The organism is Christiangramia echinicola DSM 19838, from assembly GCF_000423065.1.
Lineage (GTDB): Bacteria > Bacteroidota > Bacteroidia > Flavobacteriales > Flavobacteriaceae > Christiangramia > Christiangramia echinicola.
Genome location: NZ_KE383973.1, coordinates 1 through 25,677, shown reverse-complemented (window position 1 = coordinate 25,677; position 25,677 = coordinate 1). Strand labels below are relative to the sequence as shown.

At 37.4% G+C, this 25,677-nt stretch carries 18 protein-coding genes; 12 read left to right on the top strand and 6 right to left on the bottom strand.

Annotation, left to right across the window (positions count from 1 at the left end; translation table 11 throughout):
• Positions 1-5,406 (top strand): LamG-like jellyroll fold domain-containing protein (locus G530_RS17090; protein ID WP_035716620.1); only part of this gene is annotated, 5,406 nt, incomplete at its 5' end.
• 1 nt (position 5,407) lies between these two features.
• Here the strand turns inward: G530_RS17090 and rsmG are convergent.
• On the bottom strand, positions 5,408-6,037 hold the full coding sequence (gene rsmG, locus G530_RS0115375) for a 16S rRNA (guanine(527)-N(7))-methyltransferase RsmG (protein ID WP_026935378.1): 630 nt from the start codon (positions 6,035-6,037) through the stop codon (positions 5,408-5,410).
• Positions 6,038-6,198: 161 nt separating this feature from the next.
• Between rsmG and G530_RS0115370 the strand changes: the two genes are divergently transcribed.
• A complete protein-coding gene (locus G530_RS0115370) occupies positions 6,199-7,386 on the top strand; it encodes a pyridoxal phosphate-dependent aminotransferase (RefSeq protein WP_026935377.1) in 1,188 nt (395 codons plus the stop codon).
• Between the two features lie 52 nt (positions 7,387-7,438).
• Here G530_RS0115370 and G530_RS0115365 read toward each other — a convergent pair whose 3' ends face one another.
• Both G530_RS0115365 and trkA read right to left on the bottom strand, forming a co-directional pair.
• Positions 7,439-8,935, bottom strand: coding sequence for a TrkH family potassium uptake protein (locus G530_RS0115365; RefSeq protein ID WP_026935376.1), 1,497 nt, complete (start codon positions 8,933-8,935; stop codon positions 7,439-7,441).
• Entirely contained in the window at positions 8,935-10,284 is a 1,350-nt protein-coding gene (gene trkA / locus G530_RS0115360) for a Trk system potassium transporter TrkA (RefSeq protein ID WP_026935375.1), read from the bottom strand. Before trkA ends, G530_RS0115365 begins: the two co-directional genes overlap by 1 nt.
• Before the next feature lie 133 nt (positions 10,285-10,417).
• Between trkA and ubiE the strand changes: the two genes are divergently transcribed.
• Positions 10,418-11,146 carry a bifunctional demethylmenaquinone methyltransferase/2-methoxy-6-polyprenyl-1,4-benzoquinol methylase UbiE gene (ubiE, locus tag G530_RS0115355; protein WP_026935374.1) on the top strand — a complete coding sequence of 243 codons (729 nt, stop codon included), beginning with the start codon at positions 10,418-10,420 and terminating at the stop codon, positions 11,144-11,146.
• Positions 11,147-11,150: 4 nt separating this feature from the next.
• Positions 11,151-11,858, top strand: a complete 708-nt coding sequence (porT, locus tag G530_RS0115350) for a type IX secretion/gliding motility protein PorT/SprT (protein WP_026935373.1) — start codon at positions 11,151-11,153, stop codon at positions 11,856-11,858.
• Here porT and G530_RS0115345 read toward each other — a convergent pair.
• Positions 11,845-12,585 carry a TrmH family RNA methyltransferase gene (locus tag G530_RS0115345; protein WP_026935372.1) on the bottom strand — a complete coding sequence of 247 codons (741 nt, stop codon included), beginning with the start codon at positions 12,583-12,585 and terminating at the stop codon, positions 11,845-11,847. The genes porT and G530_RS0115345 overlap by 14 nt on opposite strands.
• 37 nt (positions 12,586-12,622) lie before the next feature.
• Here G530_RS0115345 and tamL point away from each other — a divergent pair, with 37 nt between their 5' ends.
• From tamL to G530_RS0115305, 8 genes are all read left to right on the top strand, one after another.
• A complete protein-coding gene (tamL, locus tag G530_RS0115340) occupies positions 12,623-15,178 on the top strand; it encodes a translocation and assembly module lipoprotein TamL (protein WP_026935371.1) in 2,556 nt (851 codons plus the stop codon).
• 45 nt (positions 15,179-15,223) lie between these two features.
• A complete protein-coding gene (gene fbaA, locus G530_RS0115335; protein WP_026935370.1) occupies positions 15,224-16,291 on the top strand; it encodes a class II fructose-bisphosphate aldolase in 1,068 nt (355 codons plus the stop codon).
• A gap of 85 nt (positions 16,292-16,376) precedes the next feature.
• Positions 16,377-17,234 (top strand): acetyl-CoA carboxylase, carboxyltransferase subunit beta, encoded by an 858-nt coding sequence (gene accD, locus G530_RS0115330; RefSeq protein WP_026935369.1) that lies wholly within the window; start codon positions 16,377-16,379, stop codon positions 17,232-17,234.
• 111 nt (positions 17,235-17,345) lie between these two features.
• A complete protein-coding gene (gene rpsO / locus G530_RS0115325; RefSeq protein ID WP_026935368.1) occupies positions 17,346-17,615 on the top strand; it encodes a 30S ribosomal protein S15 in 270 nt (89 codons plus the stop codon).
• A 206-nt stretch (positions 17,616-17,821) separates the two neighbouring features.
• Entirely contained in the window at positions 17,822-20,059 is a 2,238-nt protein-coding gene (locus tag G530_RS0115320) for a polyribonucleotide nucleotidyltransferase (protein WP_026935367.1), read from the top strand.
• 327 nt (positions 20,060-20,386) lie between these two features.
• On the top strand, positions 20,387-21,250 hold the full coding sequence (locus G530_RS0115315; RefSeq protein WP_011708302.1) for a sigma-70 family RNA polymerase sigma factor: 864 nt from the start codon (positions 20,387-20,389) through the stop codon (positions 21,248-21,250).
• A gap of 229 nt (positions 21,251-21,479) precedes the next feature.
• Complete coding sequence (gene rpe / locus G530_RS0115310) at positions 21,480-22,142, top strand: ribulose-phosphate 3-epimerase (RefSeq protein WP_026935366.1); 663 nt, start codon at positions 21,480-21,482, stop codon at positions 22,140-22,142.
• Entirely contained in the window at positions 22,129-23,124 is a 996-nt protein-coding gene (locus tag G530_RS0115305; RefSeq protein ID WP_026935365.1) for a YpdA family putative bacillithiol disulfide reductase, read from the top strand. Before rpe ends, G530_RS0115305 begins: the two co-directional genes overlap by 14 nt.
• 59 nt (positions 23,125-23,183) lie before the next feature.
• On the opposite strand, the gene G530_RS0115300 is transcribed toward G530_RS0115305, so the two are convergent.
• Both G530_RS0115300 and G530_RS17085 read right to left on the bottom strand, forming a co-directional pair.
• Positions 23,184-23,546: a hypothetical protein gene (locus G530_RS0115300; RefSeq protein WP_026935364.1), complete on the bottom strand. Its 363-nt coding sequence runs from the start codon at positions 23,544-23,546 to the stop codon at positions 23,184-23,186.
• 187 nt (positions 23,547-23,733) lie between these two features.
• The coding region (locus tag G530_RS17085) for an HYR domain-containing protein (RefSeq protein ID WP_035716617.1) at positions 23,734-25,677 on the bottom strand (1,944 nt) is incomplete at its 5' end.

Sequence of the window (25,677 nt, the reverse complement as noted above, 5' to 3'; positions counted from 1 at the left end):
ACTGTAACAAATGATGCGCCTACAGATTTCCCTTTAGGAGAAACCATGGTAACCTGGACGGTTACAGATGATTCCGGGAATACAACTACAGCTACCCAAAAAGTAACTGTTTCAGACAATACTAATCCGATAATCACTACGGGCAATGATGTGGAAGCTACTCATGAAACTGGCCTTTGTGAAGTTGGTTTAAGCATTACGCCTGCAACTGCCACAGATAATTGTAATGTAGGCTCTCCAGTGGGAACACGAGACGACGGTCGTGGTCTAGATGAACCATTTCCCGTAGGCACAACCCTAATTTCCTGGAAGGTGCAGGATGTAAATGGAAATTCTGCAGAAGAAGTAATTCAGGCGGTTATCGTTGAAGACAACGAGCCACCAGCACTACCAGAATTAGAAGATATAATCTGGGGCTGCGAATATACAGTTGAAGCTCCTACTGCAATTGATAATTGTTCTGGTGAGGTAACTGCGACGACCACAGATCCGCATACGTACTCCGAAGAAGGAACATATACCATAAACTGGAATTTTGAAGATGAGCATGGTAATATTTCTACTACTTCTCAGACAATAAGCATTCAACCAATAAAAGTTGAAACAAGTAAACTCAATGTTCTATGTAATGGTTTGGCAACTGGAGAAGTTGAAGCGAGTGCTACCGGCGGAGTTGCTCCTTTAACATATGACTGGGGCTCCCTTGGTACCGGTGCTAAAAAGACTGATTTACCGGCAGGAACCTACACGGTTACTGTTAGCGATGTGAATGGCTGTATGTCTGCCCCTATAGAAGTTATTGTGGATGAACCAGATACTTTTGTAGATATTACTGGTGTTCAAACTACCGCGGGCTGTTATCAGCAAAATAATGGCACTGCCACTGTCTCAGTACAGGGTGGTGTTGGAAATTACACCTATTTATGGGATGGAGTGGAAGGTGATTCTACAGTTGGCGATTTATCACCTGGTAACCATTCTGTTACCGTAACAGATGGAAACGGTTGTTCCAAAGATAGAACTTTCACGGTTTCGCAACCTGCTGAATTAAAAGTAACCGGCTTTCTAACTACCGAAACCACTTCATTTGGTTCCGCCACGGGAAGCGCCACAGCGCAGCTAACCGGAGGAACACCTAATTATTCATTTGAATGGTCTGGACCAAATGGAGAAACTTACACCGGTCAAACTATTAGGGATGTACCTGCTGGAACATATTCATTGATTGTAACAGATAAGAATGGTTGTAATAATAGTAATATTGATGGTGAGCCTGTAACAGTCGAAATAGTAGATAGCATAGAAGCGAATATCTTACCTACTTCAGTGTGTGAAGATTCTGAAGATATCATTAGAACTTCTTATTTTGAAGTAGATGAAACTACATTGAGAGGAGGGACTGCTCCCTATACCTTTGAATGGGAATTCGAGGGAGATGGCTCTATTTCCACTGCCACGGGAATTGGGTCCCATAAAGTCACTTATGAAACCATAGGTGACAAAAAAATATCGGTAACTATAACCGATGATAATGGTTTGACTTTCACGACTACAATAATTCAATATGTTGGAGGATGTTTCTCTAATGATTGTGGATCAAACGATCTTCAGGCAGATGATTATTTTGTTGGTGATACAACAGGTACCCCTATTACTTCTTCCAACTGCAACACCACAGGAACAAAGTATATTTATGTAAATATTCCTACAAATCCAGACAGATATTCTTTAAATATGGAATTAATATGGTCTATTGAGGATATTGAAACTGGTGAGGTTGAAAACTTTAAAGAGATAGGTTGCTTTTACGAGAAAGAAGCAATTCCTGATGTTGCACAAACTTTTGAGATTGATTATGAGTGCGGGGATATTGTAAAAATCGAAGGTATCTATTTCACTTTTAGTAATAAAAAGAAAGATGAATGTGGTGAAGGTAATAAACCTAAGTGCTATTCTACAAACAATGAAGCTACAGTTAGTTCCCCTCTTTTCGCTGTGGCCTTTGCCAATGAACTCCTCTGTAATGGTGCCTCTAACGGGACAGTAACATTCAGGGCTTCGGGTGGTTCGGGGAATTACTTATTAGAATTATTAGATTCTGACGGTGCAGTTGTTCCAGCATCTCCTACAAATGGTGTTTTCAATGAATTATCTGCCGGAAAATATAGAGTAAAAGTAACAGATTCAGATTCTGGGGAAATTTATATAACGAAGGAAGTAGAGATCACTCAACCTTCCAATCCACTGCAAGTAAATATTGATTCTCAAACAAATGTTAGTTGCTTTGGCGGAACAGATGGATCGGCTACTTTATTAGCTCAGGGAGGCACTCCAGATTATATTTATGTATGGCCCGATGGCCAAACTGGCCCTACTGCTACCAACCTTGCTACTGGAGAATATGAAGTTAGTATTCTTGATGCAAATGGTTGTGAAATCTTTACAACTGTCACTATCGAGCAACCTGCAGAGCTAATCGCCAATGCCGGACCTGATCAGGTTCTTGGTTGTGGATTTAGTTCAACGCAGCTAGATGCCGAAGAAAATTTGGACGAAAATGAGAATCCGGTTTCTGGCACATGGTCTATTGTAAATGGACCGGCCGGAGGAAGTTTTGTAGATGCCACAGACCCTAAAACAATATTTTCAGGAAATCAGGGTACATATACCTTAAGATGGAGTGTTGACTGCGGAGAATCTGATGATGTTAAAATTAGTTTCACCAGTTGCAGCACCCTTGATTTTGATGGTGTTGATGATCATGTAAATTTAGGAGATAACTATGGATTTTCTTCCGGCGCATTTACCGTGGAGGCCTGGATTAAACCAAAATCTATCAATGGCACAAGAACAATCCTTTCAAAAATGGATGTAAATGATGCCTCTTCAGGATTTGAATTAATATTGGTAAATGGTGTACCTAAAGTGAACGGAATTGGAGTTTCTTCGTTTACTTCTGAAAATGTGGAAACAAATCGCTGGTATCATATAGCCGTCACTTTTGATGGGGCTACAGCAAAACTATATGTGGATGGACTTTTATTAGGTACAGAAAATGCCTCTAATCCTAAGAGTACAACCGCACCATTTTTACTGGGGGCTATTTACGATTCAACTGCTCCAAATTCGCCTAGAAATCTATTTCATGGGTGGATTGAAGAATTAAGGATCTGGAAAAAAGCACTTTCCCAGTCTAATATTCAGTTTATGATGAACCAGAGGCTTAAACTAATCTCCAATCCAGGATCAGATGATCCAGTAGATGGCGCTGTTATCCCTCACAGAAATACAGATAGTTACACGCAGGATGCAAGCAATTATAATCTAGACTCCCAGGGGAAACGCTGGTACAATCAAAAATGGTCAGATTTAATGGGGTATTATCAACTACTTGTTTCAGAAGTTTCAAATGGTATAACGGTAGACAAAGCGATTTATAAAGTCGATGGTCGTCTAATTAATATAACTACTTCTCAAAAGAACACTGCTCCCCTACCATATGTTTCTGCTAAAAATGGATCCTGGTGGAATCGGAGTAGCTGGGCAGAACCAGAAGTATGGGATACTCCAAATTCTACCGGAATTAATGATGAAAAGATAGATTGGAATATCGCAATAACTTCTCATACTCTGCAGTCTTCTTTAAATAACCAGAATAAAGATATTAGCCTTCTTGGCTTGATTTCAAAAAATGGGGAAGCCGGAAAAATAAACATGGAAGGTTCAGTATCCCTGGAAACCGGAAAAGAACTATTTATTAGTCATTACTTACAACTTGACGGCGTAATAGATCTTAATGGTGAATCACAGTTGGTACAACCGGAAGGAAGCATAGTTGCTGAAGTTAGTTCAGGATACCTTGATCGCGATCAACAAGGAACCAAAAATAGTTTCAATTATAATTACTGGACATCTCCAGTATCTCTGATTGGAAATGCTAATAACTCAGGATTTATTATTGAAGAGATATTAAAAGATGGGTCTAACCCAGCAAACCCTCAGGCAATCAGTTTTAATTATCAATATCACTGGGCTGATGGAAACTATTCCGGAAATACCAGAATTAGTAAATACTGGCTATATGTATTTCATGGAGAGGCCAACAATTATTTTGACTGGCAGCAATTAGAAGATAATGAATTATTAAATCCGGGTATTGGGTATAGCATGAAAGGAACCCGGGGATATGTTCCAGTTACAAACAAACAAAATTACTCTTTTAGAGGAAAACCTAATAATGGTGATATAAGTGTCGCTGTGGGTAAAGATCAAAATCTATTAACTGGGAACCCATATCCTTCAGCTATAGATTCTGAACAGTTCATTCAGGATAACCTGGGTAGTTTTAATGGGAGCATTTATTTCTGGGACCATTTTGGACCAGAAAACTCTCATTACCTTGAAGAATACGTTGGGGGATATGCCGTATACAATCTTTCCGGAGGAGTTTCCTCTGCCACTTCGATCGACTCAAGAATCAATGCCAATAATGATACAAGCACAAAGAGCCCTCCAGGAAAATATATTCCGGTAGCTCAGGCATTTTTTGTTAATACTAAAGGTGTTACAAATCCAACTACAATAACATATAAAAATAAATACAGAGCCTTTGTCCCAGAATCCAGTAGCAGTTCTCAATTCCATGCGCAGGAGGACCTAAATCCTAAAAAAGGACAGGAAAGCAATGGTTTTAAAAAAGATACCAGATACAAGATAAGATTGAAATTTGAGTCTCCTAAAGGTTATCATAGACAGTTATTAGTAGCCGCAGATGCGAGTACAACAAATGGATTTGATCTGGGATATGACGCTCCACTTATAGAAAATAATGTGGAAGATATGTACTGGCTGATTGATGATACAGAATTTGTGATTCAGGCCGTTCCAGATTTTAATTTAAACCAGGTACTACCGCTAGGAATTAAAATTTCTGAAATAGGAGATTACACCATTAAAATTGATGAAGTAGAAAACATCGACGCTGGTTTTGATATCTACCTTAAAGATCTTAGAACCGATGAATATTTTAATATTACTAAGGAGGCCTATAAAGCAACTGCTGAAGAAACCGGCTTTTTCAATGAGCGTTACCAGATAGTTTTCAGAAAAGAACTAGTTGAAAAACCAACAGAGGAGAAACCGGAAATTGTACTAGATGACAGCCTGCTCGGACTTCAATATTTAAAGGAATCAGATGAGATTTCACTTTTCAATCCAGATCTTATGAATGTAGATTTTGTTGAATTGTACAGTATTTCTGGTCAGAAGATCAAAACCTTTAAAGACGTACCTTCTGAGGAATCGATACTTCTAAGAATTAATCAAAAGCTTAGTTCAGCTGTATATATCGTAAAAGTATATTCTGGAGAAAAAGTGATCTCTAAGAAGGTGATCATTACAAAATAGATCAGCCTTTATACTTCATAGGCAGATAAACTACTTTTTTAGTATCGAAAAAGTCCTCTTCATAAAATTCTGAAAGCTCAAAGATTTCTGCTGTACGGTAATCTTTGAGTTCTTCAGATAGGTCGCCACCTTTTAAATAGAGAATTCCATTTCTTCTATCATGATTGCTATCCTTGGCAATTTTACCTTTTACCCATCTTACAAATGTTGGCATAATTGCAACCGCCCTACTCACTATAAAATCATAATTATCATTAAGTTCTTCAACTCTTTGATTGAACGAAGTAACATTTTCCAAACCTAAACCTTCGGAAACCTCATCTACCACTTTAATTTTTTTTCCGATAGAATCCACTAGATGAAAAGTACTTTCAGGAAACATTATTGCTAAAGGTATTCCTGGAAAACCACCACCGGTTCCTACATCAAGAATTTTAGACCCAGAATTGAATTTCTGCACCTTTGCGATCCCTAAAGAATGTATTACATGTCTCAGGTAGATTTCATCTATATCTTTCCTGGAAACTACATTTATTTTTAGATTCCAATCCTTATAAAGTTCTTCTAGTTTTTCAAATTTTGATAGCTGGTCTTCCGTTAATTCGGGAAAGTATTTTCTAATTAATTCCAAAGCCTAATCTTTTGTGCAAAAGTAGTTATTTTTTATTGCTAATTTTCTTGAAAATCGGAACAGCAGAAATTATAAAATTTTAACTTTGAATCTGCTTCTCCAATTTTCTGGAGACATGCGCAAAAACATAGTTGCATCAGGAAAATAAAAAATTAAAAATCATGCAGGAAAAATTATCGAATCGCATTAACTCAATGGCAACTTCTCAAACTCTCGCTATGGCAGCGAAAGCGCGTGAACTCAAGGCAGAAGGAAAAGATATTATAGGTCTTAGTTTAGGAGAACCAGATTTTAATACTCCAGATTTTATCAAGGAAGCAGCCATACAGGCTATTAATGATAATTATAACTCTTATACTCCCGTTGATGGATATGTGGAATTGAAAGATGCCATTATCAATAAGTTTAAGCGCGATAATAATCTGGCATATGACCGCTCACAGATTGTAGTTTCAACGGGTGCAAAGCAGTCTTTGGCCAATGTAGCGATGGTAGTTCTTAATCCCGGTGATGAAGTTCTCCTACCCTGCCCTTATTGGGTAAGCTATGCTGAAATCGTAAAGCTAGCGGAAGGTGTTCCTGTAGAAGTACCAACTTCGGTTGAAACAGATTTTAAAATTACCCCGGAACAACTTGAAGCTTCTATAACACCAAAAACCAAAATGATCTGGTATAGCTCTCCTTGTAATCCAAGTGGAATGGTTTATAGCAAGGAAGAGCTTAGAGCATTAGCTGATGTCCTTAAAAAATATCCGGACATCATCGTGGTTAGTGATGAAATTTACGAACACATTAATTTTGTCGGCGATCATGCCTCCATGGCTGGCTTTGAAGACATGTACGATAGAACGGTTACTGTAAACGGAGTTTCCAAAGCTTTCGCTATGACCGGTTGGAGAATAGGTTATATTGGTGCTCCTGCTTATATCGCCAGGGCATGTAACAAAATGCAGGGGCAAATTACTAGTGGCGCGAATTGTATAGCTCAGCGTGCAGTAATTACTGCGTTAGATGCTCCGGTAAGCAAGATCAGCCATATGATCGATACATTTAAGAACAGAAGAAAACTTATCATTGATCTTTTAAATGATATTCAAGGTTTTGTAACTACCGAACCTGAAGGAGCATTCTACGTGTTTCCTAACGTTTCTTCATTCTTCGGAAAAACCATTAAAGGTCACGAAATATTGAATGCTACAGATTTCAGTTTGTTTTTACTGGAAGAAGCGAATGTAGCAACCGTAACAGGTGATGCATTTGGAAATCCTGAATGTATACGTATCTCCTATGCTGCAAGCGAAGATCAAATCACTGAGGCTTTATCAAGAATTAAGAAAGCGCTATCTTAGAAAAGTTTCAATAAGTAACCTATTTTAAAACCGGCTTAATGCCGGTTTTTCTTTATCTGTTTCTCCAGAAGAAAGGAGTTAGAATAATTAAAACTGTAAACAACTCCAGCCTTCCAATCAACATAAGAAAAGTAGTCCACCACTTTCCGAAATCTGGCAGCATATCAAAATTATTTACCGGGCTTAATCCACCGAAAGCTGGTCCAATATTACCTAATGACGAAGCAGCTCCACCAATAGCGGTTTCAAAATCCAGACCTAAAGAAGCGAGTACAACAGCTCCAATAATAAAGGACAACATATACAGTATAAAGAAACCTAGAATATTAAAAACGATTTCCTTACTAATTGATTTCCCATTGAAACGGACTGGTAGAATAGCATTAGGATGAAGTGTTCTTTTGAATTCAGTAATTCCATTTTTGATCATAATGATATGTCGCATTACCTTAACCCCACCTGCGGTTGATCCAGCCGATCCTCCAAGAAAGAATAATCCGAAGAATAATATGGTTAGAAAGGGTGTCCACATGGTAAAATCTGCAGACACAAAGCCCGTGGTTGTAATAATCGTTAACACCTGAAAAAGGGAGTGCCTAAAAGCACTTTCAGCTTCTCCCCAAACCATAGGGTGATCTATGGAAGACAGACCTACATCTGCCTGAAAATAAACTATCAATGATGCTATTGCTGTAAATCCAACAATAAAGATCATATACCATTTGAACTCATCGTCATGTAAAACTTTGCTAACTTTTCCTTTGAATGCGAAATAGCTTAATACAAAGTTGCTACCAGCAAGAAGCATAAATAGAATTACGATATACTGAATAACGGGGTTATCATTCCAATAGGCAAGACTCGCATTTTTAGTTGAAAAACCACCTGTAGAAAGTGTACTAAAAGCATGATTTATGGCATCAAAGAAAGTCATTCCTGCCACCCAGAGTAAAATAGTTTCAGCAAGGGTATAAGAAACGTATATTAACCAAAGTCGTTTTGCAGTGTCCCGAATTCGAGGTTTTAATTTATCGGCGCTGGGGCCGGGTGATTCAGCTGAAAACAACTGCATTCCTCCAATTCCCAGTAGAGGAAGTATCGCAATAGCTAATACGATAATTCCCATCCCTCCTATCCAGTGAGTGAGACTACGCCAGAATAAAACCCCTTTTGGGATAGATTCAATATCATTTAAAATAGAAGCTCCAGTGGTAGTGTAACCAGACATCGTTTCAAAAAAAGCGTTAGTAAACCCAGGAATAGCTTCACTAATTACATAAGGTAAAGTACCACTAAGCGCCATAAATATCCATCCAAAGGTCACGATAATATAACCTTCTCTTATTTTAACCTCTTTACTATGTCCTCGTGTAGAAAACATAAAAAGGGTACCAATAAAAAGTGTGATTAGCGCTGCGGTTGAAATTTCTAGGGTCACACCATCCTGATAAATCCAGCTTACCAGCGTTGCAAGCAACATAAAGCCACCGTTGCATAGCAACAATAAGCCCATTACATGAAGAATTATTTGATAATTCAGTCTGGGCATTACAAGAAAAGTTTTTCCACTTTATTAATAGATCTAGGTAAACAACATACTACTATTCTATCGCCAGGTTTTATTAGAAAATCCCCAAGAGCAATAAGACCCTTCCCGTTTCTAATAATACCGCCGATTATGGCAGATCTTGGAAAGTCCAGATCCTTTATTTTCTTATTACTTACCTGGGATTTCGGCTTAACTATAAATTCTAATAGCTCAGCATTCATATTGTTCAGCTTCGTCATTGCAACTACCTCCCCTTTCCTAACGTATCTGAATATATTATTTGCCGCAAGTAATTTTTTATTTATAAGAGTATCTATTCCTATAGAATGGCTTAGTTGAAAATAATCCATATTCTCTACAAGCGAAATTGTTTTCTTAACACTTTTAGACTTAGCCACCAGGCATGACATAATATTGGTTTCAGAATTTCCGGTTACGGCAATAAATGCATCCATATCATGGATGTTTTCCTCCTCTAATAACTCTACATTTCTACCATCACCATTTATGATAAGAGTATTTGGTAACTCATCTGCCAGTTCATAAGCCTTCTCGCGATCTTTTTCAACCAATTTGACATTGAAATTATTGCGACAAAGATCCTGAGCAGTTTTCCTTCCTATCTTACTACCTCCAAGAATCATTACATTCTTAATATCCTGTCTAATCTTTCCGGTAAGCTTATAAAGCTCTTCAACTCCATTTTTTAAAGTAATAAAATAAACCTGGTCCCCGTCTTTAAACTGAGTATCACCCCTTGGAATGAGGGTGTATTGTGTACCAAAACGCTGAATAGCGATAGGCACAAAATTAAGTTCAGGAAAAATTTTTGCTGCTTCTTTAACCGTTTTCCCTACAAAAGTAGCAGTACGTGAAAGACTCACTCCTATCATAGTTAGAGCTCCCTCCTCAAATTCGTAACTATCATTAAAGGCAGACTGATTCAGAAGCAATTCGATCTCCCTGGAAGCCAGAGCTTCAGGAGAAATAAGCTCATCAATTCCAAATCTGGTAAAACCGAGCTCTCCCTGGTTTTCAAGAAATTCTGTATTTGAAATTCTGGCGATGGTCCTCTTCGCCCCAAGTTGCTTAGCCAGTACACAAATAGTAATATTAGTAGCCTCACTTGAAGTAACGCTGATCACCATATCTGTATGTTTAACCTGCGCTTCTTTTAAAATTTTTATGGAACTCCCATCCCCTTTTATCGTCCTAATATCCAAATGAGTATCGGCGTAAGCCAGGTTGTCTCTATTTGGGTCAATTAGCGTGATATCCTGAGATTCAAAGGAAAGTAATTTAGCTAAATGAAATCCTACTTCACCTGCACCGGCGATAATTATTTTCATATAAAAGCTTCAAATTGTGAGAGCAAAGTTAAGTTATTTTAGAGAAACGAAAAATCGCAATTCTAAAGATAAATTTTTAGTGAATCATAATGATTTTTAAGCATATCGGTTATCTTTGAGCCAAATTTTCACTATGAGTAAAAAGGTAACCCCTTATAAGGATTCTAAACTCACAAAGAAGAAGCAGGTCGAGCAAATGTTTGATAATATTTCGGGCAACTATGATGGCTTGAATAGAGTTATTTCTTTAGGTACCGATGTAAAATGGAGAAAAAAGGTAGTAGCTTTAGTTGAAGCTACAAAGCCAGATAGCATTTTGGATATTGCTACGGGTACAGGTGATCTTGCAATTCAAATGGTAAATAGTGGTGCTAAACGAATTGTAGGCCTCGATCTTTCTGAAGGCATGCTAAGTGTTGGACGGAAAAAAATAATTGAAAAGAATCTAGAGTCTCGAATTGATATGGTTCAAGGGGACTCGGAAAACCTTCCTTTTGAAGCAAATTCTTTTGACGCCATTACGGTTGCTTTTGGAGTAAGAAATTTTGAAGATCTAGAAAAAGGATTACAAGAAATATTTAGAGTTTTGAAACCCGGAGGGATTTTCGTAGTATTGGAAACCTCGGTACCCACTAAATTTCCCTACAAGCAAGGCTACCGTTTATATTCAAATCTTATACTACCTGTAATTGGTAAAATGTTTTCGAAAGACAAGGTTGCCTACTCTTATTTAAGTGAAAGTGCGGCAAATTTCCCATATGGAATTGCTTTCAACAATATTTTAAAGAAAACAGGGTTTATAGATGTAGTAGATTTACCACAAACATTTGGCGTATCAACTATTTATACTGCCTCAAAGTAGTAACATGAAGAAACTTCTTGCTTTTGCCCTAATGATGTTATGCCTGAATACTGCTCAAGCTCAGTTATTTTCAGGAGAACGGGTATTAAATCAGCAAAATTTTGATCAGCAACGATGGTCCTGGGGATATTTTCTAGGATTCAATAGTTATGATTTTAATTTTGACTATAAAAATTATAATCCAAGCCCTGTTACAGGTCAGGATCTTATTGTCGAGACAAGAACTGGATTTAATGTTGGTTTAATAGGAAATTTAAAACTGAATAATAATTTTGATCTCAGGTTTGAACCAGGTGTAAATTTCAATACTAGAGGTTTTCAGGCTATACGTGCTGATGCCGACACATACCGTGAAATTAGTTCAACGTATGTCCATTTACCACTACTGGTTAAATTTAACGCAAACAGATTAAATAATTTCAGGCCTTTTGTAGTAGGGGGAGTTTCAACTTCTATCAACCTTAGCAGTAATGAGAATAACCCAGATGATAATAGCGCCGGACAATTTAGAATGACTACCAACACCTATTATTACGAAATAGGGTTTGGCATAGATCTTTATCTTTATTATTTCAAGTTGTCGCCATCTATTCGCGGAGTATTTGCTATCAATGATGAATTAATTCGAGATTCAGATCCAAACAGTCTTTACACAGGAAATGTCGAAAAGATGTCATCTCGTGCGATATTTATCAACTTTACTTTTCAATAGCAGAATTTCTTCGGAATTCACTCAATATGACAGCCGTTGCCGTTGCCACGTTTAAACTTTCAGTTTTTTGAACCTTACCAAACTGTGGTATATTAAGTTTTTTGGTGAGTAGTTTTTGTATCTCCGCAGATATTCCATTAGCTTCATTCCCAAGCACTAGAATGGCTGACTCCGGAAGTTTAGCCATGTAAAGATTTTCACCTTCGAGCATAGTTCCTAGAACAGGAATGTTCTTATTCTCAACTATAAAATCATTCAAATCTAAATATTGAATATTAAGACGCGGTAGAGATCCCATGCTAGCCTGCACCACCTTTGGATTATAACAATCAACGGTATCATTGGAACAAATCAGGGTTTCAACACCAAACCAGTCGCATAACCTGATTATAGTCCCTAAATTTCCGGGATCCCTCACTCCGTCAAGGGCTACTGTTAATCCATTAATGTTACTTTTCTTTAATGGCGGAATTTTAAAAACGGCCAGAGCTTTTTGAGGAGTTTTTAAAGAGCTAATTTTATTTAGCTCTTTCTCATCAATCATAATAAGTTTCTTTCCCGTCAACTCAAAACTCTCTCCGGTTGAATAAACTGAAACTAATTCATAATCAGAATTCAAGAATTCTTTTATGCCTTTAATACCTTCAACCACGAATAGTCCATGAGTATTTCTGAACTTTTTTTGGGAAAGACTTTTTATTAACTTAATCTGGCTTTTGCTAACCATTCAAAAAATGTATTTTTGAGCCTCTAAACGCTACTGTTTGAAACGGCTTTTCGCAAAAATATTATTATTTTTTTTAAATCTTGTCTTAATAATTAGCTGTAATGCCGTAAAAAGACTCGAACCAGATCAAAACCTTTTGGTGAAAAATCAAATTTTCAGCAATGGTGAAGAGGTAAAAGACTCCAGGATATATAGCCGTTTACATCAGGAGCCCAATACCAGGATCCTGGGTTTTCCACTTAGACTACACTTTTACAATCTAGCCAGACCTAATATTGACAGTATTCTCACAGCAAAGTATCTGGAAAATGAAACTAAGAACCGAAAACTTAAAAATCTTCTTTCAAAAAAACAATTCGATAGATTTTTAAGATCAAAAATAGAATTCAACCAATGGCTTAAACGCACTGGCGAAGCTCCTGTTTTGGTGAATGAAGAAGATTCAAAAAAATCTGAAAATCGATTAAAGTCGTGGTACTGGAACAATGGCTGGTTTAATGTAGAAACAGATTATAAAATTATACCTCTTGAAGATAAAGAAAAAAGAGCGAAGGTTGAATATTATGTAACACCACATGAGCCATATATCATTGACTCAATTAAAACTGAAATTTCTTCCCGGGCTTTAGATTCTTTATACGAGTTAAATAAGGCTGAAAGTGCTATAAAGTCCGGAACTCAATACAATACTCTCGATTTTAATGATGAACGCGACAGGCTTTCCCAACTTTTCAGAAATAACGGAGTTTACAATTTCGATCAGGAATATATAAGTTTTGATGCCGATACGGTAGAAACAGACCATAAGCTAAATACTACTCTTATTATAAAGAATCAGAGGAATAATGTTGGAGACAGCATTTCCAGAGTACCTTTCAAAATTCATAATATAAGTAAGGTTAATATTTTCACAGACTACACTTATTCACAAAGAAATAGTGTTTTAACTGATAGTGCCCGCCATGAAGGCTACACACTATACAGCTTTGACGAAATGCGTTACAAACCGGAAGCGATTAGTGACGCGATATTCATCAAACCAGGAAATATTTACAAAGACACAGATAGAACCAGGACTTACAACAGGTTAAATGCTCTGAGGGTTTTCAGGTATCCTGATATTCAATATACTTTAGATCCTGATGACTCCACCGCGACAGATCTGGTAACAAATATATTCCTTACTCCTCTTCCTAAATATTCACTGGGGTTCGATTTTGATGTTTCGCAAAGTAATATTCAGGAATTCGGGATTGGTTTTGGAGGCTCTTTTCTAATAAGGAATATTTTTGGAGGTTTGGAAAATTTAGAATTCTCAGGTAGAGGAAGTATCGCTTCTTCTACAGATGCAGCAGCAAGCCGAGATGAAAATAGATTTTTTGATATTACGGAAGTTGGTGCCGACATGAAATTGAGTTTACCCCGTATTTTTCTGCCTGTTGATACTGAAAAGATAATTCCGAAATATATGTCTCCATTCACCAATATGAGTCTCGGGTTTAGTACTCAAAGAAATATTGGACTTGATAAACAGACATTTTCCGGTATTTTGAATTACACATGGAAACCTTCAAAAAGACTTAATAACAGTCTTGATCTTTTAAATATCCAATACGTTCGGAATTTGAATCCTGAGAACTATTTTAATGTATATCAGAATTCCTTCGAAGAACTTAACGACATTGCCCAGAATTCCAATTTTGAATTGAATGATCCACCAACTTTAGGAATTCCTGATGAAGCAGACGATTTTATTAATTATGTAGTTTCAGATGATTTCCCAAATACAGGCTTAAATCAAGATGATTTTTTCAATGTTCTGGATATTTACGAAAGGAAACTAAGGCTTACAGAGAATAACCTGATTTTCGCTACAAATTATACATATTTATGGAATACCCGGGAAGGTCTCTATGACCAGGAGTTTTCGAGATTCCGTTTTAAAATCGAAACAGCGGGTAATGTATTATCTCTATTGTCTGGTGTATTAAATTACGAACAAAATGAGCAGGGCTTCGACAAAGTAATTGGAGTCGCTTATTCCCAATATGCAAAGACCGAGATTGATTTTATCAAACATTGGGATCTGGGTAATGACCGGATATTTGCCGCCAGGGCTTTTGGAGGCATCGCTATTCCCTACGGGAATTCAAACAGTATCCCAATCACCAAGACTTTCTTTGGAGGAGGGCCAAATGACAACAGGGCATGGCAAGCCTACGACCTGGGACCGGGAAGTAGCGGTAGCATTCTGGAGTTTAATGAAGCGAATATGAAACTTGCTTTTAATGGTGAATATCGCTTCGGTCTAATAGATCAATTTAAGGGAGCCTTGTTTGTTGATGTTGGAAATATCTGGAATGTTCTGGATAATGTAGATATCCCTGAATATAAGTTTGAAGGCTTTCAGGATCTAAAAGAGCTTGCCGTAGGAAGTGGTTTTGGCCTTAGATATGACTTCAACTTCTTCGTCTTGAGATTTGATATTGGATTCAAAACTCATGATCCTGCCCAGTCTGAAGGCAATCGCTGGTTTAGAGATTATAATTTCTCCAATGCGGTATATAATGTCGGTATCAATTATCCTTTTTAAGCCAGTTTATTTTCTTATTTTTGTTAGCCCAATAAATAAATAGTTATGAGTCATAATATTAAACCAGGCGTTGCCACAGGAAAAGAAGTTCAGGAAATATTCAATTATGCAAAGAAAAAGGGATTTGCCCTTCCTGCAGTTAATGTAATTGGATCAAGTAGCGTTAATGCGGTTCTTGAAACAGCAGCAGAATTAAATTCTCCTGTTATAATTCAATTTTCAAATGGTGGAGCCCAGTTTAATGCCGGGAAAGGACTTTCAAATGAAGACGAACGTGCAGCAATTGCAGGTGGAGTAGCTGGCGCTAAACATGTACATGAAATGGCAAAATTATATGGAGTTCCAGTAATTATGCATACAGATCATTGTGCAAAAAAATTGTTACCGTGGATCGACGGACTTTTAGATGCAAGTGAAAAGCATTTTGAGCAATTTGGGAAGCCTTTGTACAGCTCTCATATGATAGATCTTTCAGAAGAACCCCTGGAAGAGAATATGGAGATCTGTAAAAAATATCTTGAGCGTATGTCTAAAATGGGCATGACCCTCGAAATTGAACTAGGGATAACCGGTGGTGAAGAAGATGGAGTAGATAATACAGATGTAGACTCTTCAAAATTATATACTCAGCCAGAAGAAGTTGCTTATGCTTATGAAGAATTAAGCAAAGTGAGTGACCAGTTTACGATTGCTGCGGCTTTTGGAAACGTACACGGGGTGTATAAGCCAGGAAATGTAAAATTAACTCCGAAGATTCTTAAGAATTCTCAGGAATATATTACAAAGAATTACAACGTAGAAGAAAACCATATCGATTTTGTATTCCACGGAGGAAGTGGATCTACGGTTGAAGAAATTCGTGAAGCGATTGGGTATGGTGTGATAAAGATGAATATTGATACAGATCTTCAATATGCTTACCTGGAAGGTGTTCGTGATTATATGTCAAGCAAAAAAGACTACTTAGCTGCGCAAATTGGAAATCCTGAAGGAGATGATGTTCCTAACAAAAAACATTACGATCCTAGAAAATGGGTTCGCGAAGGAGAATTCACTTTCAAAGCCCGACTGAAAAAGGCATTTGAAGATTTAAATAACGTAAATACATTATAAAATAGAATAACAGTCTTTCATTCATTCGAAAGGCTGTTTTTTATTGCCATAAAGTTGATCATCGAAAGATAAAAATTGGAAGTAAATGGCTTGGTTTAAAAGAACGCAAAAAGGTATACAAACACCTACAGAAGAGAAAAAGGATGTTCCAAAGGGATTGTGGTACAAATCCCCTACTGGTAAAATTGTTGATGCAGAACAACTGGAGAGCAATTTTTATGTAAGCCCGGAAGATGGATATCATGTTAGAATTGGAAGTAACGAATACTTCAAGATCCTTTTTGATGATAATAAGTATAAAGAACTGGATAAAGGGATGACCTCTAAAGATCCTTTGAACTTCGAGGATACAAAGAAATATACCGACAGACTCAAGGCTGCCCAGGATAAAACCGGATTAAAAGATGCGGTAAGATGTGCAGTTGGAAAATCTAAAGGTAAAGACCTTGTTATTGCCTGTATGGATTTTAAATTTGTAGGAGGTAGTATGGGTTCAGTAGTAGGAGAGAAAATTGCACGGGCTGCAGATCACGCCTTGAAGAACAGAATTCCATTAATGATCATTTCTAAATCTGGAGGAGCAAGAATGCAGGAAGCCGCCCTTTCTCTAATGCAGCTGGCAAAAACTTCAGTGAAGTTAGCGCAACTTGCAGATGCCAGAATTCCTTATATATCGCTTGCAACAGACCCAACAACGGGAGGAACAACGGCTTCTTTCGCTATGTTAGGAGATATAAATATTTCTGAACCCGGGGCTTTGATAGGTTTTGCTGGACCACGTGTGGTAAAAGACACTACCGGTAAAGATCTTCCAAAAGATTTTCAGACTTCAGAATTCTTAAAAGAAAAAGGCTTTTTAGATTTTATTACAAAGAGATCTGAATTAAAGAATAAAGTAAACCTTTATTTGGATCTTATTCAGAATCAACCAGTAAGAGCATAAATACCTTGAAATAAAAATTTAGGTTTAGATAGGTATTTTTTAAATTAGTAGTATCTTTGCCGCCTGACAGAAAATCTGTCCATACATAAAAATCATTTAAATAATATTGGAATGTATTTAGCAAAAGAGAAAAAAGAAGAGATCTTCGAAAAGCACGGTAAAAGCAAAACTGATACCGGATCAGCTGAAGGACAGATCGCATTATTTACTTACAGAATCGCTCACCTTTCTGAGCACCTGAAGAAAAATCGTAAGGATTTCAATTCAGAACGTTCTCTAGTAATGCTAGTAGGAAAGAGAAGAAGTCTTCTTGATTACTTAATGAAGAAAGATATCATGAGGTATCGTGCCATTGTTAAGGAACTAGGATTAAGAAAATAATTTTCAGGGGGCTTCGTGCCCCCTTTTTTTTTATATTAGAATGTCCTGACCGAGTTTCAGGATTTAAAAATTGTCGCCCAAGGGGTAGTTTTTCATTGGTCAAATCACAACTACACACAACACACAACCCGGCCGTCCGGATGGCGGAGACCTTTGTTTAACTAAATGATCTGGTTGAAGTTATTCAGATCAAATTTGAAATTATTATGATTCCACAAACATTTAAGGAGGTTATCGACTTAGGAGATGGTAGAACCATTTCTCTCGAAACCGGAAAACTGGCAAAACAGGCTCACGGGTCGGTTGTTGTTCAAATGGGTAATGCCATGTTACTTTGTACGGTTGTATCTTCATACAAGCCTACAACAATGGATTTCTTTCCATTAACACTAGATTATCGTGAAAAATTTGCTGCCGCAGGTCTTTTCCCTGGAGGATACTTCAAGAGAGAAGCAAGACCTAGTAGCGAAGAAATTTTAGTAATGCGTTTAGTAGATCGTGTATTGCGTCCACTATTCCCTAAAGATTACAAATTCGAAACTCAGGTAATGATCCAGCTAATGTCTCATGACGATGAAGTTATGCCAGACGCACTAGCAGGTTTAGCCGCTTCTGCAGCTATTCAATTATCTGATATTCCTTTTGAAACTCCAATTTCTGAAGCTCGTGTAGCCAGAATCAATGGAGAATTTGTTCTTAACCCAAGCAGAGAGAAACTTGCTGAAGCAGACATGGATATCATGGTTGGAGCTTCTGCAGATTCTGTGATGATGGTTGAAGGACAGTTTGATGAATGTTCTGAAGAAGAAATGGCTGAAGCAATTAAGTTTGCTCATGAAGCGATCAAAGTACAGTGTGCGGCTCAGGTAAAGCTAGCCGAAGCATTTGGTAAGAAGGAAACACGTGAATATGAAGTAGCTGATACAGATGAGGATATTGAAAAGAAGATCCTTGATGCTACTTACCAGAAATCTTACGATATCGCTAAAAGCGGTACAAGCAAAAAAGAAAGAAGCGAAGCTTTTTCTGAATTAAAAGAAGAAGTTAAAGCAATGTTCTCTGAAGAAGAATTGGAAGAGAAAGGCAAAATGATCTCAGGATATTTTGCAGACGCTCAGAAAAAAGCCGTTCGAGACTTAACACTTAAAGAAGGTATTAGATTAGACGGAAGAAAAACTGACGAGATCAGGCCAATATGGTGTGAGGTAGATTATCTTCCATCAACACATGGTTCAGCAATATTCACACGTGGAGAAACTCAGGCACTGGCAACAGTAACTTTGGGTACTTCAAGAGAAGCTAACCAGGTAGACCTTCCAACACAACAAGGAGAAGAAAAGTTCTATTTACATTATAACTTCCCTCCTTTCTCAACTGGAGAAGCTTACCCAATTAGAGGTACTTCCAGACGTGAGATCGGGCATGGAAACCTTGCCCAAAGAGCACTTAAGGGAATGATCCCGGCAGATTGTCCTTACACAGTGCGTATAGTATCTGAAGTACTGGAATCTAACGGTTCTTCATCTATGGCTACAGTTTGTGCAGGAACAATGTCTTTAATGGATGCAGGTGTTCAACTTAAGAAGCCAGTTTCTGGTATCGCTATGGGATTAATTTCTGATGGTGATAACTACGCTGTACTTTCTGATATACTTGGAGACGAAGATCACCTTGGTGATATGGACTTTAAAGTAACCGGTACTGTAGATGGTATTACGGCCTGCCAGATGGATATAAAGGTTAAGGGACTTTCTTACGAGATCCTGGTTGCCGCATTAAAACAAGCACGTGAAGGTAGACTTCATATTCTTGAAAAACTTACTGAAACCATCCCAACTCCTAACCAGAATGTAAAAGCACATTCTCCTAAGATCATTACTAGAAGAATTCCTAATGAATTCATTGGTGCTCTGATCGGACCTGGTGGAAAAGTGATCCAGGAACTTCAAAAAGAAACTAAAACTGAGATCGTGATCAATGAAGATCCGGTAACAGAAGAAGGTATCGTTGAAATTCTTGGAACTCAGCAGGAAGGAATTGATAAAGTACTTGCTAAGATAGATTCTATTACTTTCAAGCCAGAAAAAGGTAGTGTTTACGAAGTTAAGGTTGTAAAGATCCTTGATTTTGGTGCTGTTGTTGAATATATTGATGCACCGGGCAACGAAGTACTTCTACATATTTCTGAATTGGCATGGGAACGTACCAATGATGTAAATGATGTTCTTAAAATGGGTGATGTTCTTGACGTAAAATACTTCGGCCTTGATCCTAAAACAAGAAAAGATAAAGTTTCTCGTAAGGCATTGCTTGAAAAACCTGAAGGTTACCAGGCAAGACCTCCAAGAGATGATAAAAGGGATAATAGAGGTTCCCGTGATAATCGTGGTTCTCGTGATAACCGAGGACGTGATGACAGAAAACCTAGAGAAAAAAGAGACTAAATTCTCTCTCGATCTAAAAATGAGCCCGGCATATGTCGGGCTTTTTTTATTTACTTTTTTCTCATCGCTATGAAATTATCTGGTAATGCTTACGACTACTTGCCCGATAATTAGAATCTTGAATAAATTCTGGCGATTATTTTCTGCGTTAGGGATTGTAGTAAAAAGCCCACAGCGACTGAAAGGAGCGAGGACTTGAAGCGAAAAGCCCGGCACAAAGTGCAACGCCAGCATAAAATAAAATTCAAATATTGTAACATTAAGAGTATTTCTTACGTATAACCATGTACAAGAGCTATGCACCATTAAAATCCAAGTAGAAGATAGATGAGACAACTGAAGATTACGAAGCAGGTTACCAATCGTGAAACCGCATCGTTAGACAAGTATTTGCAAGAAATTGGAAAAGTAGACCTGATCACCGCTGATGAAGAGGTAGAATTGGCACAAAGAATTAAAGCGGGTGATGACCGTGCCTTAGAGAAATTAACCAAAGCGAACCTTCGTTTTGTGGTTTCTGTAGCAAAACAATATCAAAATCAAGGGTTAACCCTTCCTGACCTTATTAATGAAGGGAATTTAGGACTAATTAAAGCCGCAAAACGTTTTGATGAAACTCGTGGTTTTAAGTTCATTTCGTATGCCGTATGGTGGATTCGTCAAAGTATACTTCAGGCATTAGCCGAGCAATCACGTATTGTTCGTTTACCGTTGAACAAAATTGGTTCTATTAATAAGATAAATAAGACTTTCGCCTTTCTAGAGCAGTCACATGAGCGTCCGCCAAGTGCTGAGGAAATTGCGAAAGAGCTTGACATGACTATTAATGACGTTAAGGAATCTATGAAGAATTCCGGGCGGCATGTATCCATGGATGCTCCTTTGGTAGAAGGTGAAGACTCTAACCTGTATGATGTATTACGTTCAGGAGAGTCTCCAAACCCTGATAAGGAGCTATTGCATGAATCTCTTAGAACAGAGATAGAACGTGCTTTAGAAACTCTTACTCCTCGTGAAGCTGACGTGATCAGACTTTATTTTGGACTGGGTGATCAACATCCTATGACGTTAGAAGAAATTGGCGAGACTTTTGATCTAACAAGAGAAAGAGTACGTCAAATTAAAGAAAAAGCCATTAGAAGATTAAAGCATACGTCTAGAAGTAAAATTTTAAAAACGTATCTTGGCTAAGATATTTAAAGTAACAACAGTTTAGTGACGGGAGTGATGACCCGTTATGAAAATAACTGTTCGTTTTTTGATTGATGAATGACCCCGGAGTGATGACCGGGGTTTTTTCTTTTCTATTCCTCCTGGTCTCTATCACTTGTATCAATAAAATCATACTTCCCATTTATTGAGAAAGGAATAGTTAAACCTTTTTTTCTTACTATTTTTGTCTTAAAACAACACAACTATAATGAGCAACAAACTAATTGCCCCTTCAGTACTTGCATCAGATTTTGGTAATCTTCAGCGTGACATAGAAATGATCAACAATAGTGAAGCAGATTGGTTCCATATAGATATAATGGACGGAGTATTTGTTCCGAATATTTCTTTTGGAATGCCTGTTTTAAAAGCAATTAGCGATCATGCTAAGAAAACCATAGATGTTCATTTGATGATCGTAGACCCTGACAGATACATTAAAGAGTTTGCTAAATTAGGTGCTAATATTCTTACCGTTCATTATGAAGCCTGTACTCATTTACATAGAACCTTACAGGCTATTAAAGCTGAAGGTATGAAGGCCGGTGTTGCTATAAACCCTCATACAAGTGTAGATCTTTTGAAAGATGTTATTAAGGATATAGATCTTGTGTGTATCATGAGTGTTAACCCTGGTTTTGGAGGACAGAGTTTTATTGAAAATACCTATCAGAAGGTTCAGCGATTAAAGGAAATGATAACCCTGAATAATTCTGAAACCCTTATAGAGATTGACGGTGGAGTTACCAATAAAAATGCCGCAGAATTATCTAAAGCCGGTGCAGATGTATTGGTAGCAGGTAGTTTCGTTTTTAAATCTGAAAACCAACCTGAAACCATTAAAAACTTAAAGCAAATTGCAAACTCCTAATATAAAATTCGATCTGGTGATTATTGGAGGCGGACCTATTGGTATTGCCTGTGCCCTGGAAGCAGAGAAAAAAAATCTATCTTATGTGATATTAGAAAAAGGATGCCTGGTGAATTCGCTTTACCACTATCCTACTAATATGACTTTCTTCTCTACTTCAGAAAAGCTTGAACTGGACAATATTCCTTTTATAAGCAATAATCCAAAACCCGGGAAACGAGAAGCCCTGGAATATTATCGCAGAATTGCGACATCAAATAAAATCAATATACATTTATTTGAAAAGGTTACTTCTATAGACACAAGATTAGATAATAATCATATAGTACAATCTACCAAAGGCGAATATTCAACAAATAACGTAGTAGTCGCTACAGGTTTTTATGACATCCCTAATTACTTAGGAATTCCTGGTGAAGACCTGCCTAAAGTTTCACATTATTATAATGATCCTCATTACTATTCAACACAGAAAACTTTAGTTGTCGGCGCCAGTAATTCGGCTGTAGATGCAGCTTTAGAAATTTACCGCAAGGGTGGGGATGTTACCATGGTGGTTAGAAAACCTGAAATAGGTGAACGGGTTAAATACTGGGTTAGACCCGATATTATTAATCGCATAAAAGAAGGCAGCATAAAAGTCTATTTTGAATCATCTCTCAATGAAATAAAGGAAACTGAAGTAATTGTTAATACCCCTGAAGGAGAAGTTACCATAGAGAATGATTTTGTATTACTACTCACTGGTTATAGACCTAATTTTGGATTTTTACAGGATATAGGAATAAAACTTTCTGAAGATGGCCGAAAGATTCCAGAGTATAATGAGGCAACTATGGAAACTAATATTCCCGGGATCTATTTAGCAGGAGTAATATGCGGTGGGGTTGAAACTCATAAATGGTTCATCGAAAATTCCAGGGTTCATGCTAAGATGATCGTAGATCATATTGGTGCCCATAAAAATGTATCAGTTGATTAAAAATAAAAAGCCATTTTATTACTAAAATGGCTTTACATCTTTCTCTTTTTTAAATATAGTTACTCCATAAGAACGACAGAGTTACTCCCTATACCTTTTCTTCTTCCGATTAATTTTCCGTAGAATTCGAGATCCTCATTATTATTCTTAAAAGAATGATCTACCTTTTTACCTATCTCATCAAGAGGAAATTTATATACTTTAATTTCGGGATAACCGTCGAACTTATCTGAAGTGCTTACCCCTATCTCTATACAATCCTCAGACTTGTTATAAACTACATATTCTGCCAGGAAATTATGCTTTAAAAGATCCATACAATCCTGGGAAAGTGTTTCACATTCTTTACATTCAGAGACATACATTTTTGCTAATTCCTGCAATGAAGATCTCAATTGGTTAGAGTTGAAATAAGCTGCCATAGGTTTATTTTTTTTTACTTTGGGCTAATTTATGGGATTAACCCCTTGAACAAAATTTATTATATAAGATTTAACGCTAAGGCTTAAAAAAAATACAATTACAGATCTTTATTTATAGCTTTTAAATAGAGTTTAATAAAACAAGTCCGGTTGGATTAAAAACCGGACTTATATAATTTAGTTCTAATTAATCGATAATGATTTGCTTTTCATAACTTCTTCCATCGCCAGTCATCAATTTACAGATATATATTCCACTCGGTAGATTACCTCTATCAAATTTCACCTGAACCATTTCGTTTGCATTCACAACCGAAGAGTATAAGACTTTTAATTGTCTACCATTCAAATCGAAAATACTAAGATCTACCTTCAGTTTTTCTTTCAGACTAAACTTAATATCACAATAAGACACCATAGGGTTAGGTGCAACTTCAAGTGAATTTAGAATTACTTCAATTTCAACTACCTCGTTTTGATTTGTAATTTTTGTTGAAGTTTCCATTGACTTACTGTTTTTTCCACCACCTTTTGGTTTATGGATCACGATAGAACCACCGCCAAGGACAGTAGCAAGATTTGAGCTTTCTGACTCTCCTCTCTGGTTATCATAAAGGACTTGAGATTCAGAATTACTTATCCATATCTTGATCCTGAATTCATCCGGATCATTACTCCCATTTGCATCACCATCTATAGCAATTAGCCTGAATTTATGATAACCTGTTCCATTCACAGTACCATAGCCAGTATAAGTAGCTTTTTTCCCTGAGATAACCAGAGACATGTCATCATGGCCTGTACTGGAGAAATGAAGATTCCCTGCTTTAAACTGGAAGTTCGTATGCCCGTCTACTTCGTTCATGTTATTCTTTCCGTTCTTATACTTGGCGTTAAACCCAAAGTTAGCCTTTCCTGCTATATTTTCGTAGTTGCCCTCCATAGCTCCTACAGGAGAATCTATCCAGCCTCCCCCAGTTACGAAGCCACCGGTTGGATCGAAGATAACCACATATTCGTAAATAAATGTATCCTTCTCTCCACAGGCATCAACTACTTCCAGTTCCACGGTATAGACACCGGGTTGCGGATCAAAATTTCCTTCTATGGCATTTTCACCTATACAATCATTACAGGTATATTCCTCTACCACTCCATCATTGGCTATTAATCTCCAGGTTGCCGAAACAACATTATTATCTACATAATCAGCAGTTAAGGTAACCCCTCCAGTATTCACCTCTACTGGGTCGATCGGCCCGAATATACTGGTAATTACGGGAGCCTCATTGGTTACGGTAACAAGGAAAGAACAATATGTCTCATTACCTGAAGCATCTGTTACCGTCCAGGTTACTTCTGTTTCTCCTTCATCAAAAACAGCTCCCGCTAAAGTTTCTGTATAATTATAATCATTGGTTATTGAAGAACCAGTACAATTATCATCAAAAGTGGGATCAAATTCATCAGCTACTACAGTATAGGTACAAGTACCTGGATTGTTTGCTCTTATTTGGTCTGCTACACAGGAGATCTCAGGTGCAATATTATCAACTACAGTCACCGTTGCTTTTGCTGAAGCTGAGTTTCCGTTAACATCAGTTACAGTAAGCTCTACAGTATTAGCGCCTATATTGCTACAGCCAAAGCTGTAGTTATCCAAAACATAGGTATCAATAGTACAGTTGTCGGTTGAACCGTTGTCAATCTGAGCTGCTGTAATCGTAGCTGATCCAGTGGCATCCAATTGAATAGTAATATCCTGGGTGACTACCGAAGGTGCTAAATTATCAACTACAGTCACCGTTGCTGTTGCTGAAGCTAAGTTTCCGTTAACATCAGTTACAGTTAAAGTAACCGTGTTGGGTCCAACATCTGAACAGGTAAAGCTGGTGATGTCCGTATCAAAGGTCAAGCCGCCACAGGCATCACTCGAACCATCATTCACTGCATCTTCCGTAATGCTCACATTTCCGGAAGCATCAAGATAAACTGTGATATCCTGGGTGACTACCGAAGGTGCTACATTATCAACTACAGTCACCGTTGCAGTAGTACTGTCTGAGTTCCCATTAACATCAGTTACAGTTAAAGTAACCGTATTGGTTCCAACATCTGAACAGGTAAAGCT